12 protein-coding genes are annotated in these 16632 nt (G+C 72.7%); 4 read left to right on the top strand and 8 right to left on the bottom strand.

What is annotated here, in order from left to right; translation table 11 throughout:
- Positions 1-2: 2 nt before the first annotated feature.
- The 8 genes from ftsW to rsmH form a co-directional block, all read right to left on the bottom strand.
- The gene (gene ftsW, locus AC07FJ_RS03340) at positions 3-1388 is read right to left on the bottom strand and encodes a putative lipid II flippase FtsW (RefSeq protein WP_479045279.1); all 1386 of its coding nucleotides are present in this window, start codon (positions 1386-1388) and stop codon (positions 3-5) included.
- A gap of 97 nt (positions 1389-1485) precedes the next feature.
- Complete coding sequence (gene murD, locus AC07FJ_RS03335; protein ID WP_479044718.1) at positions 1486-2916, bottom strand: UDP-N-acetylmuramoyl-L-alanine--D-glutamate ligase; 1431 nt, start codon at positions 2914-2916, stop codon at positions 1486-1488.
- Positions 2898-3968, bottom strand: coding sequence for a phospho-N-acetylmuramoyl-pentapeptide-transferase (gene mraY / locus AC07FJ_RS03330; RefSeq protein ID WP_361414546.1), 1071 nt, complete (start codon positions 3966-3968; stop codon positions 2898-2900). Before mraY ends, murD begins: the two co-directional genes overlap by 19 nt.
- A complete protein-coding gene (locus tag AC07FJ_RS03325) occupies positions 3965-5395 on the bottom strand; it encodes a UDP-N-acetylmuramoyl-tripeptide--D-alanyl-D-alanine ligase (RefSeq protein ID WP_479044716.1) in 1431 nt (476 codons plus the stop codon). The genes mraY and AC07FJ_RS03325 overlap by 4 nt, the downstream gene beginning before the upstream one ends.
- A 4-nt stretch (positions 5396-5399) precedes the next feature.
- On the bottom strand, positions 5400-7067 hold the full coding sequence (locus tag AC07FJ_RS03320) for a UDP-N-acetylmuramoyl-L-alanyl-D-glutamate--2,6-diaminopimelate ligase (protein ID WP_479044714.1): 1668 nt from the start codon (positions 7065-7067) through the stop codon (positions 5400-5402).
- Positions 7068-7084: 17 nt separating this feature from the next.
- On the bottom strand, positions 7085-9040 hold the full coding sequence (locus tag AC07FJ_RS03315) for a peptidoglycan D,D-transpeptidase FtsI family protein (RefSeq protein ID WP_479044711.1): 1956 nt from the start codon (positions 9038-9040) through the stop codon (positions 7085-7087).
- A 3-nt stretch (positions 9041-9043) separates the two neighbouring features.
- Positions 9044-9454 (bottom strand): cell division protein FtsL, encoded by a 411-nt coding sequence (gene ftsL, locus AC07FJ_RS03310; RefSeq protein ID WP_468292574.1) that lies wholly within the window; start codon positions 9452-9454, stop codon positions 9044-9046.
- A gap of 88 nt (positions 9455-9542) precedes the next feature.
- Complete coding sequence (rsmH, locus tag AC07FJ_RS03305) at positions 9543-10508, bottom strand: 16S rRNA (cytosine(1402)-N(4))-methyltransferase RsmH (protein ID WP_479044707.1); 966 nt, start codon at positions 10506-10508, stop codon at positions 9543-9545.
- 311 nt (positions 10509-10819) lie between these two features.
- Between rsmH and AC07FJ_RS03300 the strand changes: the two genes are divergently transcribed.
- The 4 genes from AC07FJ_RS03300 (at position 10820) to AC07FJ_RS03285 (ending at position 16628) form a co-directional block, all read left to right on the top strand.
- Positions 10820-11470 carry a beta-class carbonic anhydrase gene (locus AC07FJ_RS03300; RefSeq protein WP_479044704.1) on the top strand — a complete coding sequence of 217 codons (651 nt, stop codon included), beginning with the start codon at positions 10820-10822 and terminating at the stop codon, positions 11468-11470.
- Positions 11471-11719: 249 nt separating this feature from the next.
- Positions 11720-12808 carry an AAA family ATPase gene (locus AC07FJ_RS03295; RefSeq protein ID WP_479044701.1) on the top strand — a complete coding sequence of 363 codons (1089 nt, stop codon included), beginning with the start codon at positions 11720-11722 and terminating at the stop codon, positions 12806-12808.
- A complete protein-coding gene (locus tag AC07FJ_RS03290; RefSeq protein WP_479044699.1) occupies positions 12808-14199 on the top strand; it encodes a DUF58 domain-containing protein in 1392 nt (463 codons plus the stop codon). Before AC07FJ_RS03295 ends, AC07FJ_RS03290 begins: the two co-directional genes overlap by 1 nt.
- Complete coding sequence (locus tag AC07FJ_RS03285) at positions 14196-16628, top strand: transglutaminase TgpA family protein (RefSeq protein ID WP_479044696.1); 2433 nt, start codon at positions 14196-14198, stop codon at positions 16626-16628. The genes AC07FJ_RS03290 and AC07FJ_RS03285 overlap by 4 nt, the downstream gene beginning before the upstream one ends.
- The last annotated feature ends 4 nt before the right edge of the window (positions 16629-16632 follow it).

Below are 16632 nucleotides of genomic sequence, written 5' to 3'. Positions count from 1 at the left end.
ATTCACCGCTCTCCGGACGGACGCTTCTTGACGCGCCGTCGCATCGACTTCCAACTCACCCCGGCCCCTTTGCCCCACACCGGCTGGCGCATGGCCAGGGCCGCTTTCGCCGCGGGCTCCTGACGCGCGAAGGCGATCAGCAGACCGACGGCGAACATGGTCGGCAGCAGGGCGGAGCCCCCGTAGGAGAACAGCGGGAGGGGGACACCGGCGATCGGCAGCAGGCCGAGCACCGCACCGATGTTGACCACGGCCTGGGCCGTGATCCAGGTGGTCACGCCTCCCGCGGCATACCTCACGAAGGGGTCCTCCGTGCGTCCGGCCACGCGGATACCCGCATAGCCTAGAGCCGCGAACAGGGCGAGCACCGACAGCGTCCCCGCCAGCCCCAGTTCCTCCCCGGTGATGGCGAAGATGAAGTCGGTGTGCGGTTCGGGGAGTTGACCCCATTTTTCCACACTGGCACCGAGGCCCGAACCGAACCATCCGCCCGACGCCAGAGCATAGATGCCGTGCACGGCCTGCCAGCACGTGTCCCCGGGACCCGGGTCGGTGGCTCCGATGCAGGCGAGGCGGGCCATGCGGTTGCTGCTGGTCCTGATGAGCATCACGCCGATCGCGGCGGCGACCGTCAGCACGCCGACGAACATCCGGGTGGGGGCGCCGGCCAGCCACAGCAGGCCGAAGAGGATCGCGGTGAGGATGATCGCGGTGCCCATGTCCCCGCCGAGCATGATCAGGCCGAGCAGCAGGAAGGCGACCGGCACGAGCGGCACCAGCATGTGCTTCCACTGGGTCAGCAGCCGCCTGTCCTGCTTGCGGGCGAGCAGGTCCGCACCCCACAGGATCAGCGCCAGCTTGCCGAACTCGCTGGGCTGCAGCTGGAAGGGTCCGCCCAGGTAGATCCAGTTCTGGTTGCCGTTGACCGCGTGCCCTATGCCGGGGATCTGGACGAGCACCATCAGGAAGACGGTGCCGACGAGCAGCGGGTAGGCCAGCGCCCGGTGCAGGTTGGCGGGCACGCGGGAGGCGAACAGCAGCAGCCCGGTGCCGATGGCCGCCGCCAGGAACTGCTTGCGGAAGAAGTACGTGTCGGACAGCGACAGCTCCAGCGCCTTGATCTGGGACGCCGAGTAGACCATCACGAGCCCGAGGACGGTGATCAGGAGGCTGGCGCCGAGGATCACGTAGTACGCGGTCAGAGGCCGGTCCCAGGCCCGCCGTGCCCGCTCGTAGAGCGCCCGCGCCCCGCTGCCGCGCGGTGGGCGCGGTGCGGGGACGCGGCGGAGCCGGCCCCCTCTGCGGACGCTGGGGGGCCGGCGCAGGCCCGCGGACCGGGTGCGCAGGGCCAGGCCCGGCAGCCCGGCGAGCCCCGCGCGGCGCGGCATCGCGTGCGGTGCGTACGCGGGGGTGTGCTGGGCCCGCATGTCGCCGTCCCCTCCAGTCGCTCCGGTCGTGCCCGGCGGCGCGGGACCTGCTCGATGGTCAGGCGCGCCCGGCGGCGAGGGCCCGGACCGCTTCCGCGAACGCCTCGCCCCGCTTGTTGTAGTTGACGAACATGTCCATGGAGGCGCAGGCGGGGGCCAGCAGAACCGTATCCCCGGGCTCGGCGAGCCGGGCCGCCTCCTCCACCGCCGCGGACATCGCCCCAGTGTCGGTCCGGTCGAGGTCGACGACCGGTACCTCGGGGGCGTGTCGCGCCAGGGCTTCGCGGATCAGGGCGCGGTCGGCGCCGATGAGCACCACGCCGCGCAGCCGCTTCGCCGACTTCTCGACCAGCTCGTCGAAGGTGGCGCCCTTGGCGAGGCCGCCGGCGATCCAGACGATGGGGTTGTACGCGGCGAGCGACGCCTCGGCGGCGTGCGTGTTGGTGGCCTTGGAGTCGTCGACGTACGCCACGCCCTCGACCTCCTCGACCAGCTCGATGCGGTGCGGGTCGGGGCGGAAGGCGCGCAGCCCGTCGCGTACGGCCTTCGGCTCGACGCCGAAGGCGCGCGCGAGGGCCGCGGCGGCGAGCGCGTTGGCGATGTTGTGCGGCGCCGGCGGGTTCACGTCGGAGATCTCGGCGAGCTCCTGGGCCTGCTTCTGCCGGTTCTCGACGAAGGCGCGGTCCACCAGGAGGTCGTCGACGACGCCGAGCTGGGAGGGGCCGGGCGTGCCGAGGGTGAAGCCGATCGCGCGGCAGCCCTCCTCGACGTCCGCCTCGCGGACCAGGTGCTCGGTGACGGGGTCCTGGACGTTGTAGACGCAGGCGACCCGGTTGCCCTCGTAGACGCGGCCCTTGTCGGCGGCGTACGCCTCCATGGAGCCGTGCCAGTCGAGGTGGTCCGGCGCCAGGTTGAGCACGGCGGCGGAGTGGGCGCGCAGCGAGGGCGCCCAGTGGAGCTGGTAGCTGGACAGCTCGACGGCGAGGACGTCGTACTTCTCCTCGCCGAGGACGGCGTCGAGGAGCGAGACGCCGATGTTGCCGACGGCCGCCGTCCGCAGGCCGGCCGCCTCCAGGATGGAGGCGAGCATCCGCACGGTCGTGGTCTTGCCGTTGGTGCCGGTCACCGCGAGCCAGGGGGCGGCGTCCGGGCCGCGCAGGCGCCAGGCCAGCTCGACGTCGCCCCAGACCGGGACGCCGGCCTCGGCCGCCGCGGCGAACAGCGGCTTGCCGGGCGCCCAGCCGGGCGTGGTGACGATGAGTTCGGTGCCCTCCGGCAGGGTCGCCCCGTCGCCGAGGCGGACGGTGATGCCTTCCGCCTCCAGCTCGGCCGCCTGCGTACGGGAGCGCTCGTCGTCGCCGTCGTTGACGACCGTGACGCGTGCCCCGAGGCCGTGCAGGACGCGGGCGGCGGGGATGCCGCTCACGCCCATGCCGGCGACGGTGACGTTCTTGCCCTGCCAGGTGGTACTCACTTGTCGGCTGCCCATCCCGCGTAGAAGAGCCCCAGACCCACGATGACGCACATGCCCTGGATGATCCAGAACCGGACCACGACCAGGACCTCGGACCACCCCTTGAGTTCGAAGTGGTGCTGAAGGGGCGCCATCCGGAAGACGCGCTTGCCGGTCATGCGGAAGGAACCGACCTGGATGACCACGGAGAGGGTGATCAGCACGAAGAGGCCGCCCAGGAGGGCCAGCAGCAGCTCCGTGCGGGAGCAGATGGCGAGGCCCGCCAGCGCGCCGCCGAGGGCGAGGGAGCCGGTGTCACCCATGAAGATCTTCGCGGGCGAGGTGTTCCACCACAGGAAGCCGAAACAGGCGCCCATGAGGGCGGAGGCGACGACGGCGAGGTCGAGCGGGTCGCGCACCTCGAAGCAGGCGTTCGGGTTCGTCAGGGTCATGGCGTTGGCGCAGGACTCCTGGAACTGCCAGAGCCCGATGAAGGTGTACGCGCCGAAGACCATCACCGAGGCGCCGGTGGCGAGGCCGTCCAGACCGTCGGTCAGGTTCACGCCGTTCGACATGGCCAGGATCATGAAGAGCGCCCACACCACGAACAGCACCGGGCCGATGGACCAGCCGAAGTCGGTGATGAAGGACAGCCTGGTGGAGGCCGGGGTCTGGCCGCGCGCGTCCGCGAACTGCAGGGCCAGGATCGCGAAGGCGATGCCGACGATCAGCTGGCCGGCCATCTTCGCCTTGGCCCGCAGGCCGAGCGAACGCTGCTTGACGATCTTGATGTAGTCGTCGAGGAAGCCGACCAGACCCATACCGGCCATCAGGAACAGCACCAGGAGGCCCGAGTACGTCGGGTCCTCGCCGGTGATGACCTTGGCCAGGGCGTACGCGATGAGCGTGGCCAGGATGAAGGAGATGCCGCCCATGGTGGGCGTGCCCTTCTTGCTGCCGTGCGTGCGCGGGCCGTCGTCCCGGATGAACTGCCCGTATCCCTTGCGGGCCAGGAGCTTGATCAGCAGCGGCGTACCGATCAGGGTCAGGAAGAGCCCGATGGCCCCCGCGAAGAGGATCTGCCTCATCGGCCGGCGACCTCGCCCTCGGCAGCGTTCTCGAGCAGTGCCAGGGCGACCCGCTCGAGCCCGACCGACCTGGAAGCCTTCACCAGCACGACGTCACCCGGGCGCAGCTCACTGCGCAACAGGTCGATCGCCGCCTGCGCGTCGGACACGTGCACCGACTCCTCACCCCACGAACCCTCGTTATATGCGCCCAGTTGCAGCCAGGACGCTTCCCTGCCCCCGACCGCGACGAGCTTGCTGACGTTGAGCCGGACGGCGAGCCGTCCGACCGCGTCGTGCTCGGCGAGCGACTCGTCGCCGAGCTCGGCCATCTGGCCGAGCACCGCCCACGTACGGCCCCCCTTGGCCTGTGCGGCCTTGCCCATGGCCGCGAGCGCGCGCAGGGCGGCTCGCATGGACTCGGGGTTCGCGTTGTAGGCGTCGTTGACGATCGTCACACCGTCCGGACGCTCGGTGACCTCCATGCGCCAGCGGGAGAGGGAGCCCGCCTCGGAGAGCGCGGTGGCGATCTCGTCGACGGACATGCCCAGCTCATGGGCGACGGCGGCCGCGGCGAGCGCGTTCGACACGTGGTGCTCACCGTACAGGCGCAAGGTCACGTCGCTGCACCCGGTGGGTGTGTGAAGCTTGAAAGAGGGCCGTCCGTTCTCCATGAGCCGGACATTCTCGGCACGTACGTGGGCGTTCTCGGCCTCGCCGAAGAGCGTCACGCGCGCGCGGGTGCGGCTTTCCATGGCCCGTACGAGCGGGTCGTCGGCGTTCAGGACGGCGACGCCGCCCTCGTCGGCCGGGGGCAGGGCCTCCACGAGCTCGCCCTTGGCCTGCGCGATCTGCTCGCGGCCGCCGAACTCGCCGATGTGGGCGGAGCCCACGTTCAGCACGAGCCCTATGGTCGGCGGGGTCAGCTCGGTCAGGTACCGGATGTGGCCGATTCCGCGCGCTCCCATCTCCAGGACGAGGTGCTCGGTGTCCTGGGTGGCGCGCAGCGCGGTGAGCGGCAGGCCGATCTCGTTGTTGAGGGAGCCCGGCGTCCAGACGGTGGGCCCCTTGCGCTGGAGGACCTGGGCGATGAGGTCCTTGGTGCTGGTCTTGCCGGCCGAGCCGGTCAGCGCGACGACCGGGGTGCCAAGGCGCCGTACGACCGCGCGGGCGAGCGCGCCGAGGGCCGTCTGGACGTCGTCCACGACGATGGCCGGTACCCCGACCGGACGGGTCGCCAGCACGGCCACCGCACCGGCCTCGAGGGCCTGGGGCGCGTAGTCGTGGCCGTCGACGCGTTCGCCGACGAAGGCGACGAAGAGGCTGCCGGGTTCGATCTCGCGGGAGTCGCGGACGACGGGCCCGGTGACCTGAATGGCCGGATCCGGTATGTCGTGCGTCTGCCCGCCGACGATTTCGGCGATCTCGGCGAGGGAGAGGGCGATCACTACTTCATCCCTGACTGTTATGGATTGCTTCGCGCAGGACCTGGCGGTCGTCGAAGGGGCGTACCACCCCTGCGACGTCCTGGCCCTGCTCGTGGCCCTTGCCCGCGACCAGCACGGTGTCGCCGGGCTTCGCGCGCGCCACGGCGGCGGCGATCGCGGCCGCCCGGTCCTCGAACACCACGACCTCGCCGCGCTCGTGGACCGGCACCTCGGCGGCGCCGGCGAGCATCGCGGCGAGGATCGCGAGCGGGTCCTCGGAGCGGGGGTTGTCGGAGGTCAGTACGGCGGTGTCGGCGAGGCGCGCCGCGGCGGCTCCCATCGGGCCGCGTTTGGTGGTGTCCCGGTCGCCGCCGCAGCCGAGGACGACGTGCAGTCTGCCCTCGGTGACCTTGCGCAGGGCGCGCAGGACCGATTCGACGGCGTCCGTCTTGTGGGCGTAGTCGACGACCGCGAGGTACGGCTGGCCCGCGTCGACGCGCTCCAGGCGTCCGGGGACGCCGGGGACGGCGGCGACGCCGTCGGCGGCGGTCTGCGGGTCGACCCCGGCGACGGCGAGCGTGGCGACGGCGGCGAGGGTGTTGGCGACGTTGAACGGGCCGGGCAGCGGGGCCTTGGCGGCCACGCGCTCGCCGTTCGGGCCGAGGATCGTGAACGTACTGCCCAGGGGCCCGATTTCGACGGACTCGGCGCGCCAGTCGGCGTCGGGGTGGCCCTCGGCGGAGAAGGTGACGACGGGGACGGAGGCCTCCTTGGTGAGCCTCCTGCCGTACTCGTCGTCGAGGTTGACCACTCCGAGGCGGCTGCGGCGCGGCGTGAAGAGCTGTGCCTTGGCCTGGAAGTAGTCCTCCATGTCGGAGTGGAACTCCATGTGCTCCGGGCTGAGGTTGTTGAAGACGGCGACGTCGAAGACGCAGCCGTCGACCCGGCCGAGCACGAGGGCGTGGCTGGAGACCTCCATGGCGACCGACTGGGTGCCGCGTTCGCGCATCACCGCGAACAGGGCCTGGAGGTCGGTGGCCTCGGGGGTGGTGCGTTCGGACTTGAGGCGCTCGTCGCCGATGCGCATCTCGACGGTGCCGATGAGTCCGGTGCGGTGCCCGGCCGCCTTCAGGCCGCCTTCGACGAGGTAGGCGGTGGTGGTCTTGCCTGAGGTGCCGGTGATGCCGATCTGGAGCAGGTCCTCGCCCGGCCGCCCGTAGATCTCGGCGGCGAGCTCGCCCATGCGGCCGCGCGGGTCCTCGGTGACCAGGACCGGCAGTCCGGTCGCGGCGGCGCGGTCGGCGCCCGACGGGTCGGTGAGGATCGCGACGGCGCCGAGGTCGGCGGCCTGGCCGGCGAAGTCGGCACCGTGGAGGCGGGCGCCCGGCAGCGCGGCGTACACGTCCCCGGGGCGCACGGCCCGCGAGTCGTGGGTGATCCCGGTCACCTCTGCGCCGTCCTGCGCCGGGATGTCCAGCCGGGCGGCGAGCTCGCCCAGGGGTGTGGGGCGGACCTGGGCCGGACGGGGCGCTCCCGGGTGTTTCGCGGGGGCGTCCTTCTGGGCGGTTCGGGACTGATCAGCGTGTGGCACGGCGGTGAGCGTACCGGGCGTACCCGTGATCGGGCCAAAAGAGGCCGCCGCGGCGCCGGGGCTGCCGAAACGGTTCCCGGGATCGGGGGTGGTGGATGTCACTGGGTGCTCCCGTCGGCTCACTCGCCGGGTTTGAAGGTGACCGGCAGCCGGGGGGGCGCTTCGCCGGTCGGGGGGACTTGCAGGGTCTTGAGGGCGAATTCCATGACCTTCTTGTAGATGGGGCCGCAGATCTGGCCGCCGAAGTAGCTGCCCCTGGTGGGGTTCTGGATGGCGCAGTAGACCGTGACGCGTGGTTTGTCGGCGGGCGCGAAGCCGGCGAAGGAGGCGGTGTAGCCCTTGTACCGGCCGAGTTGGGGGTCGACGCGGTTGGCGGTGCCGGTCTTCCCGGCGACGCGGTAGCCGGGGATCGCGGCCTTGGTGCCGGTGCCCTCCTCGTCGCCGACGACCGACTCCAGCATCGCGGCGAGCGTCCTGGCGGTCTTCTCGCTGACGACCCGGGTCTCCTCGGGGGCGGGCGCCGGGGTGAACCGGCCGTCGGGGCCCTTGGTGCCGCGCACCAGGGTCGGTGCCACGCGTACGCCGCCGTTGGCGATGGTCGAGTAGACGGACGCCGCCTGCATGGCGTTGACCGACAGGCCCTGCCCGAAGGGGATCGTGTACTGCTGCGAGGTCGACCAGTCCTCCGGCTTGGCGAGGATGCCGGACGTCTCGCCGGGGTAGCCGAGCCCGGTGGGGCGGCCGATGCCGAACTTGCGCAGGTACGAGTGGAGGACGCGGTTCGCCTCGGCCTGGGTGTCGCCGAGCTGGCCGGTGGCCAGGATGGTGCCGATGTTGCTGGACTTGGCGAGGACGCCGTTGAGCGTCAGGTACCAGGTGGGGTGGTCGATGTCGTCCTTGAAGAGCCGGTCGCCGCGGTGCAGCCGGTTGGGCACGACGACGTGGGTCGAGGGCGTCGCCGCGCCCTCCTCCAGGACGGCGGCCATCGACATCACCTTGCTGGTGGACCCGGGCTCGTACGCGTCCTGCAGGGCCGCGTTGCCCATGGCGGCGGAGTCGGCCTGGGAGAGGTCGTTGGGGTCGAAGCCGGGGGCGTTGGCCATGGCCAGGACCTCGCCGGTGCGGACGTCCTGCACGATGACGTAGCCGCGGTCCGCGCGGGAGGCCTCGACCTGCTCGGTGATGGCCTGCTGGGCGGCCCACTGGATGTCCCGGTCGATGGTCAGCTCGATGTCGGAGCCGGGGACGGCCGGGGTCTCGCGTGCGCCGGCGGTGGGCACCCGGCGGCCGCCGGACTGGGCGTAGGTGATCTCGCCGTCCTTGCCGGCCAGCTCCTCCTCGAGCATGGACTCCAGTCCTCCGCCGCCGCGGCCGTCGGACCTGACGTAGCCCAGTATCCCGGCGGCGAGGTCGCCGTTGGGGTACACGCGTGTGCTGCTGGGTTCGTTGAAGACGCCCGCGAGGACGCTGACGCCGGGGCCGCCCTTGGCCTTCTCGGCGCGGGCCTTCTCGGCGAAGACGTTCTTCAGGTCCTTGATCTGCTTCCACACCTGCGGCGTCTGGCGGCGGGCCAGCAGCGCGTAGCGGGACTTGGGCGCCTTGAGCTTCTTGACCAGCTCGGCGGGGTCCTTGCCGAGGATGGGCGCGAGGAGGGCGGCGGCCTGCTCGGGCGCGTCGGGGGCCTTGCTCTCCTCGGGCGTGAACATCTTGGGGTCGGCGGTGATGTCGTACGCGTCGACGCTGGCGGCCAGCGCGATGCCGGCGCGGTCGGTGATCTCACCGCGCTCGGCGGTGAGCTTGTGGCTGAGGTAGCGGTTCTTCCCCGCCTTGGCGGCGTACGCGTCGGCGTTGACGGCCTGGACCTGGAGGAGCCGTACGACGAACGTCAGCATCACCAGCGTCAGGCCGAGGCTGACCAGCCGCAGCCGGGGCCGGTGGCTGGCGAGCCGGACCGTACGCGGCTGGGGCCGGGACTGCGGCCGGGCGGGCCCCCTCGACGGGCGCGGGCGGCCCTGGGCGGGGCGCGCGGGGGCCGGCACACGCCGGCGCGGGGGCGGGGGCTGCGTCGGGGGCACTCGTCACCTGCCGGGGGTGTTCGGGTACGCGGGCGGCTGCGCGGGCGGGGCTCCGGCCGGGCTGGGCACGCCGCGGACGGTGCCGTCGGGGTCGAGGAAGACGGGGCTGCCGCCGGGCACCATGCCGAGCTCGCGGGCCCGCCGCTCCAGGGCGTCGGGGGCGGAACGGTCGTCCACGTCCCGCTGGAGTTCCTGTTCCTCGTCGGTGAGTTCGGTGGTCCTCTTCTTGAGTTCGCTGAGCTTGAAGGAGCCCTCGTTGAGGGAGGAGTTGAGCAGCAGCAGGGTGATCAGCCCGCCGCCGAGGAGCAGCACGACCAGCAGGACGAAAGGGGTACGGGCGGCGGTACTGGGCCCGGACGGCATGAGCCGCGCGAGCCGCGCGGCCCGCCCCTTCAGAGGTCCCGCCTTGGTCACGTGTTCCTCTCCCTCGCTTCTCCGCCTGCTCGGCACAGAGGTGCGGCTTTCGTCGTCGTCCGCGGCCCGGCGGCCTCGCACGCGTCGCTCACAAAACGTCCTCCCTGATCCGTTCCGCCGCCCTGAACCGGGCGGGGGCCGCGCGGCGGTTCTCGGCGACCTCCTCCTCGGTGGGCAGCTCCGCGCCGCGGGTCAGCAGCTTCAGGCGCGGCTGGTACTGCTCGGGTACGACGGGCAGGCCGGGCGGTGCGGTGGTGGCGGCGCCCGCCGCGAAGACCTGCTTGACCAGCCGGTCCTCCAGCGAGTGGTACGACAGGACGGCGATCCGGCCGCCGACCGCGAGGGCCTTCACGGCGGCGGGGACGGCCCGTTCCAGGACCGACAGTTCGCCGTTGACCTCGATGCGCAGGGCCTGGAAGGTGCGCTTGGCGGGGTTGCCGCCGGTGCGCTTGGCGGCCTGCGGCAGGGCGTTGCGGATCAGCTCCACCAGCCGGGCGCTGTGGGTGAACGGTTCCTTCTCCCGCTCCCGCACGATCGCCGCCACGATCCGCTTGGCCTGCTTCTCCTCGCCGTACTGGCGCAGGATGCGGACCAGTTCGCCGGGCGGGTAGGTGTTGAGGACCTCGGCGGCGCTGATGCCGGTCGTCTGGTCCATGCGCATGTCGAGCGGGGCGTCCTGGGCGTACGCGAAGCCGCGGTCCGCCTCGTCGAGCTGCATGGAGGAGACGCCGAGGTCGAACAGGACGCCCTGGACGCGCGGGACCGAGAGGCGTTCGAGGACCTCGGGCAGCTCGTCGTAGACGGCGTGTACGAGGGTGGCGCGGTCGCCGAACGTCGCGAGCCGCTCGCCGGAGAGCCGCAGCGCCTCGGTGTCCCGGTCCAGGGCGATCAGCCGTGCCTCGGGGAAGCGGGTCAGCAGTGCCTCGCTGTGGCCGCCGAGGCCGAGGGTGCAGTCGACGACCACGGCGCCCGGCTTCCCCAGGGCGGGGGCCAGCATGTCCAGGCACCGCCGGAGCATCACCGGGACGTGTCGGCTCTCGCTGCGCTCGCTCATGCGCCCTCTCAGATCCGGCGCGGCCGTACGCGCTGCCGGGCCGGCGCCGGGTCGGGCGTCGGCCGACCCGGTGAGCGGGAGGAGGCCGAGCCGTACGTACCGCCGCACACGCGGGGGAGAAACTGCGGAATTCTCTGGGATTCGCTCAATGTCTCCGTGAACTTCGCGTCACTTTAGTCCACTCCCCCGCCCGGTCAATCAACCGGGCAGCGCGTCGCACGGCCCGTCCGCGCAAGGGGGCCATTCCCGGGCAGCTCACCCGTACGGGGCCAATCCCCTCACCCCTGTGGGGTAGCTCACAACAAGATGCGTTGACGCTCTTAGTCCCCTCTCACCACCGCTGCCCGTCCGCTGTGACGGTTAACGTCGGTGACATGCCGACTTCTGCGCATTCCTCGACCCGCGATGTACGCACCGCCGGCACGGTCACCGACCGTCTCGTCGAGGCGAACGAGCGCTACGCCGCCGACTTCAAGGACCCCGGGATGGACGCGCGGCCCGTGCTCCAGGTCGCCGTGGTCGCCTGCATGGACGCCCGCCTCGACCTGCACGCCGCGCTCGGCCTGGAGCTGGGCGACTGCCACACCATCCGCAACGCCGGCGGCGTGGTCACCGACGACGTGATCCGCTCGCTCACCATCAGCCAGCGCGCGCTCGGCACCCGCAGCGTGATGCTGGTGCACCACACGGGCTGTGGCCTGGAGATCCTGACCGAGGAGTTCCGGCAGGAGCTGGAGACCGAGGTCGGGCAGCGGCCGACGTGGGCCGTCGAGTCGTTCCGCGACGTCGACCAGGACGTGCGGCAGTCGATGCAGCGGGTGCGCACGTCGCCGTTCCTGCTGCACACCGACGACGTGCGCGGCTTCGTGTTCGACGTGCACACGGGTCTGCTGCGCGAGATCGACGCCGCCGTCACCACCGACACCGCTGACACCGCCGACGCCGCTGACGCCGCTTCCTGACCGGGCCCTCCGGCGCCTCTCCGCGCCTTCGGGGAGCTCCGCGAATTTCTGCGAATTTTCGCGGCCCGGCACTACCCGAAAGCACCGCAGCCTCCGACATATCGACCGTGGTTATCCACAGGCCGACGGTGGCCGAGTGACAGCCACGGGCAACGCCAACAACAATGCGGGGGTGACACCTTCGCTGAATGGTTCGGAGACGGTGTCCGTGTTTCAAGGGTGGGCCGGGCCGTCAGCCGCGCACGGCCCATGGAACGGGCCGAGGAGGGCCGGGTGACGACCTATGACGATCGTTATGACGATCGAGCGAGCCTCACAGATCTGACCGCCACAGCGGAGCGTGTCCGCAGGTCGGTCGAGGCTGTGATCGAGGGCAAGCCTGAGGTCGTACGGCTTTCGCTGACCGTGCTGCTCGCCGAGGGACACCTCCTCATCGAGGACGTGCCCGGCGTCGGCAAGACCATGCTGGCCAAGGCGCTGGCGCGGTCCATCGACTGTTCGGTCCGGCGTATCCAGTTCACGCCCGACCTGCTGCCCTCGGACATCACCGGTGTCTCGATATACGACCAGCAGCGCCGCGACTTCGAGTTCAAGCCGGGAGCGATCTTCGCGCAGATCGTGATCGGCGACGAGATCAACCGCGCCTCGCCGAAGACCCAGTCCGCGCTGCTGGAGTCGATGGAGGAGCGCCAGGTCACCATCGACGGACAGACGTACGAACTGCCCAGCCCCTTCATGGTGGTGGCCACGCAGAACCCGGTGGAGATGGAGGGCACCTATCCGCTGCCCGAGGCGCAGCGCGACCGCTTCATGGCCCGCGTCTCGATGGGCTACCCCAGCCCCGAGGCCGAGCTGGCGATGCTCGACGCCCACGGCGCCGTGTCGCCGCTCGACGACCTCCAGCCGGTGGCGCACGCGCACGACATCGTGAAGCTCGTCGACGCGGTCCGGTCGGTCCACGTCGCCGAGGCCGTCCGGCGGTACGCCGTGGAGCTGGTCTCCGCGACCCGCAGCCACCCGGAGCTCCGGCTCGGCGCCTCGCCGCGCGCCACGCTGCACCTGCTGCGTGCCGCCAAGGCCTCGGCCGCGCTCCAGGGCCGGGACTACGCTCTGCCGGACGACGTCCAGGCGCTGGCCGTCGCGGTCCTGGCGCACCGGCTGCTGCCGACCGCGCAGGCGCAGCTGAACCGGCGCACCTCCGAGCAGGTGGTGCTGGAGATACTCCAGCGCATCCCGGTGCCGACGGCCGCCCAGCAGCCGGCCGCCCCGGCTCCGATGCCGGGTGCCGGTCCGGCTCCGCTCTACGGCCGGCAGCAGCCCGGCGTACGGCGGCTTTGATGGCGGCCTCCGGGCCCGCCGCCGACGGCGCGGGCACGGGCGGCGACAGCAGGGGCGGGGAGAGCAGAGGCGGCGGGGCACGGGCCGCCCTCGCCGGGCTGACCACGCGCGGCCGGTCGTTCCTCGCGGCCGGTGTCGCGGCGGTGATCTGCGCCTACGTGCTGGGCCAGGGCGACCTGCTGCGGGTCGGGCTGCTGCTGGCCGTGCTGCCGCTGGTGTGCGTGGTCGTGCTCTACCGCACCCGCTACCGGGTGGTGGCCGGACGGCGGCTCAGCCCCCAGCGGGTGCCCGCCGGGGCGGAGGCGCGGGTGCACCTGCGCATGGACAACGTCTCGCGGCTGCCGACCGGGCTGCTGATGCTCCAGGACCACGTGCCGTACGTGCTGGGGCCGCGGCCCCGGTTCGTACTGGACCGGGTCGAGGCGGGCGGCCGCCGCGAGGTGTCGTACCGGGTCCGCTCCGACCTGCGCGGCCGCTATCCGCTGGGGCCGTTGCAGCTGCGGCTGAACGACCCGTTCGGCATGTGCGAGCTGACCCGTTCGTTCAGCGCCTACGACACGCTCACGGTCGTACCGCGCACGGAACCGCTGCCGCCGGTGCGGCTGGCGGGTGACGCGCCGGGGTACGGCGACGGGCGGCAGCGCGCGCTGGCGGTGGCCGGCGACGACGACGTCATCCCGCGCGAGTACCGCTACGGCGACGACCTGCGGCGGGTGCACTGGCGCTCCACCGCCCGCTACGGCGAGCTGATGGTGCGGCGCGAGGAGCAGCCGCACCGGGCCAGGTGCACGGTGCTGCTGGACACCCGCGCGGTGGCGTACCAGGGCGGCGGGCCGGACTCGGCCTTCGAGTGGGCGGTCGCGGGCGCGGCCTCCGTGCTGGTGCACATGCTGGAGCGGGGCTTCGAGGTGCGGTTGCTGACGGACACCGGCAGCCCGCTGCCCGGTGAGGGCTCGGACGGCTTCGTGGGTGCCACGCAGGACTCGGCGGACGCCGCCGGGCTGCTGATGGACACGCTCGCGATCGTGGACCACTCCGACGGCCTGGGCCTGTCGCGCGCGTACGACGTGCTGCGCCTCGGGAGCGAGGGGCTGCTGGTCGCCTTCGTCGGCGACCTCGACGAGGAGCAGGCGGCGGTGGCCGCCCGGATGCGGCAGCGCAGCGGCGCGGCGGTCGCCTTCGTCCTCGACAGCGGCGCCTGGCTGTCCGGCGGCGAGGTGCCGGGGACCGCCGAGGACAGCGTGCGCCGTCTGTCCGAGGCGGGGTGGACCGCGCTGGCCGTGGCGCCGGGTGCGTCGCTGGCCGGCCTGTGGCGGCTCGCCGGGCATACGCGGATGGAGTCGGGCGCGCCGGGCGGCGGCACGACAGGGTCTTCAGGGGGTTGGTCATGAGCGGTCGCGCGAGGCTGGCGCTGTGCGCGTACGCCGCCACGCTGATGGCGTCGGGTGCGCTGCTGCCGCTGGTGATCCAGGTCGGCTGGTTCGTGCAGGCGGCGCTGCTGCTGGCGGTCCTGAGCGGGGCGGGCGCGCTGGTGCGGCGGTTCACGCCGGCCAGGGCGCTGACCCTGGCGGCCCAGGCCGTGCTGGCCGTGCTGACGCTGACGGTGGTCTTCGCCCGCGAGCAGGCGGTGGCCGGTGTGCTGCCGGGACCGGAGGCGGTCCAGCGGCTCGCCGCGCTGCTGCAGGCCGGCGCCGAGGACGTCGGGCAGTACGCGACGCCCGCGCCCGCGACCGACGGCATCCGGCTGATGCTGATCGGCGGGGTGCTGCTGATCGGGCTGGCGGTGGACGCGCTGGCGGTGACGTTCCGCAGCGCCGCTCCCGCGGGGCTGCCGCTGCTCGCGCTGTACTCGGTCGCCGCCGGCCTGTCCGACGGCGGTTCCACCTGGCCGTGGTTCCTGCTGGCCGCCTCCGGCTATCTGCTGCTCCTGCTGGCGGAGGGCCGGGACCGGATCTCCCAGTGGGGCCGGGTCTTCGGCGGCGCGCCGACGAAGCCGGCGGGGCGCGCCGGGACCGGGTTCCCGGCGTCGGGCGGCGGTACCGCTCCGGTGCGTACGGGGCGGCGCATCGGCGTGGTGGCCCTCGGCATCGCGCTGGTGGTGCCGGCCGCGCTGCCCTCGCTCAGCGGCGGGCTGCTGGCCGAGGCGGGCACCGGCGGGAGCGGGGGCGGCGGGGGCACGATCTCCGCGGTCAACCCGCTGGTGTCGCTGCAGAACGACCTGAACCAGCCGGAGGACCGGGAGGTGCTGCGCTACCGCACCAACGCCCCGGACTCCTCGGACATGTACCTGCGGATGGTGACGCTCGACCGGTTCGACGGCACCTCCTGGAAGTCGTCGGAGCGCAGGGTCGGGGACGTACCGGAGCAGCTGCCCCGGCCGCAGGGGCTCGGCTATGACGTCGAGACGTCGTCGGTGACCACCAACATCACGGCTGCCGAGTCCTACGAGCAGAAGTGGCTGCCGTTGCCCTACCCGGCGACGGCCGTCGACATCGAGGGCCGCTGGAGGTACGAGCCGGAGGGGCGGATGCTCGTCGGGGACGACGGGCAGACCACCCGGGGCACGCAGTACTCCGTGACGAGTCTGGTCCTGAAACCGACGCCGAGCCGGCTGGCGAACGCGCCGGCGCCGCCGGAGTCGGTGGTGCGCGAGTACACGAGCGTGCCGGAGTCCCTGCCCGAGGACGTGCGGACGACCGCGCGGGAGGTGACCATGGGCGCGGGCAGCGACTACGAGCGGGCCGTGAAGCTGCAGGACTGGTTCGCCGTGGAAGGCGGGTTCACCTACGACACCGAGGTGGACTCGGGCACGGGCGTCGCCGCGGTCTCCCGGTTCCTGAGGGACAAGGAGGGCTTCTGCGTCCACTTCTCCTTCTCGATGGCGGCGATGGCCCGGACGCTGGGGATACCGGCGCGGGTGGCGGTCGGCTTCACCCCGGGGACGCAGCAGGGCGACGGTGTGATGTCCGTCGGCATACGCGACGCGCACGCCTGGCCGGAGCTGTACTTCGACGGCGTGGGCTGGCTCCGGTTCGAGCCGACGCCGACGCGGGGCACGGCGCCCGAGTACACCCGGCCGCAGGCGCCGTCGGGCGCGACGCCCACCCCGGCGCGGCCCGAGGCGAGCGCCTCCGCCGCGCCGTCGCCGACGCCCTCCTCGGACCCGAGCTGCACGCCGCAGATGCAGCGTCTGAGCGAGTGCGGCGAGGCCGCGGCGCCGGGCGAACTGCCGCCCGCCGATCCGGGTACGCCGGTCGGGACGGTGCTGCTGGCCGCGCTCGGTGTGGTGGCGGTCGCGCTGATACCGCTGCTGCCGATGCTGTGGCGGACACGGGTCCGGGCACGCCGGCTGTCGTCGGGCGGACGCGGCGGCCGTAGCGCTGAGGACGCGGGGGCCCGGACGCTGGCGGCCTGGCGGGAGGTCGTCGACACGGCCTGGGACCACGGCATCGTCCCGGACGAGTCGCGCACGCCCCGCAGCACGGCCGAGCGCATCGTGCGCCTGGGCGGGCTGGAGGGCGGACCGGCCGAGGCGGTGCACCGGATGGCGAGCGCGGTGGAGCAGGTGCTCTACGCCCCGTGGCCGCGCCCCGCGAGCGGGCTCGCCGAGGACGCCGCCCGGGTACGGACCGGACTGCGGGCCGCGCTCGGCCCGGCGGCCCGTCTGCGCGCGACGCTGCTGCCGCGCTCGGCCGTCCGGGTGCTGTGGGCGGTCTCGGAGCGCTGGGCGACGGTCATGGACCGGTGGGCGGCGAGCCGCCGCCGGGTGGCCGACCGGTGGTCGGCCCTGCTGCGCCGGCCGTCCCGGCAGCGCGGCTGAGCCG

This window comes from Streptomyces sp. NPDC045998 (assembly GCF_056430285.1).
This window is presented reverse-complemented; position numbering and strand designations above follow the sequence as displayed.

What these genes read in the sequence shown, in the direction of transcription:
- AC07FJ_RS03290 (WP_479044699.1), top strand. Translation starts at nt 12,808, where the DNA reads ATGGCGGCCTCCGGGCCCGCCGCCGACGGCGCGGGCACGGGCGGCGAC.
- AC07FJ_RS03285 (WP_479044696.1), top strand. Translation starts at nt 14,196, where the DNA reads ATGAGCGGTCGCGCGAGGCTGGCGCTGTGCGCGTACGCCGCCACGCTG.
- rsmH (WP_479044707.1), bottom strand. Translation starts at nt 10,508, where the DNA reads ATGAGCGAGCGCAGCGAGAGCCGACACGTCCCGGTGATGCTCCGGCGG.
- mraY (WP_361414546.1), bottom strand. Translation starts at nt 3,968, where the DNA reads ATGAGGCAGATCCTCTTCGCGGGGGCCATCGGGCTCTTCCTGACCCTG.
- AC07FJ_RS03295 (WP_479044701.1), top strand. Translation starts at nt 11,720, where the DNA reads ATGGAACGGGCCGAGGAGGGCCGGGTGACGACCTATGACGATCGTTAT.
- murD (WP_479044718.1), bottom strand. Translation starts at nt 2,916, where the DNA reads ATGGGCAGCCGACAAGTGAGTACCACCTGGCAGGGCAAGAACGTCACC.
- ftsW (WP_479045279.1), bottom strand. Translation starts at nt 1,388, where the DNA reads ATGCCGCGCCGCGCGGGGCTCGCCGGGCTGCCGGGCCTGGCCCTGCGC.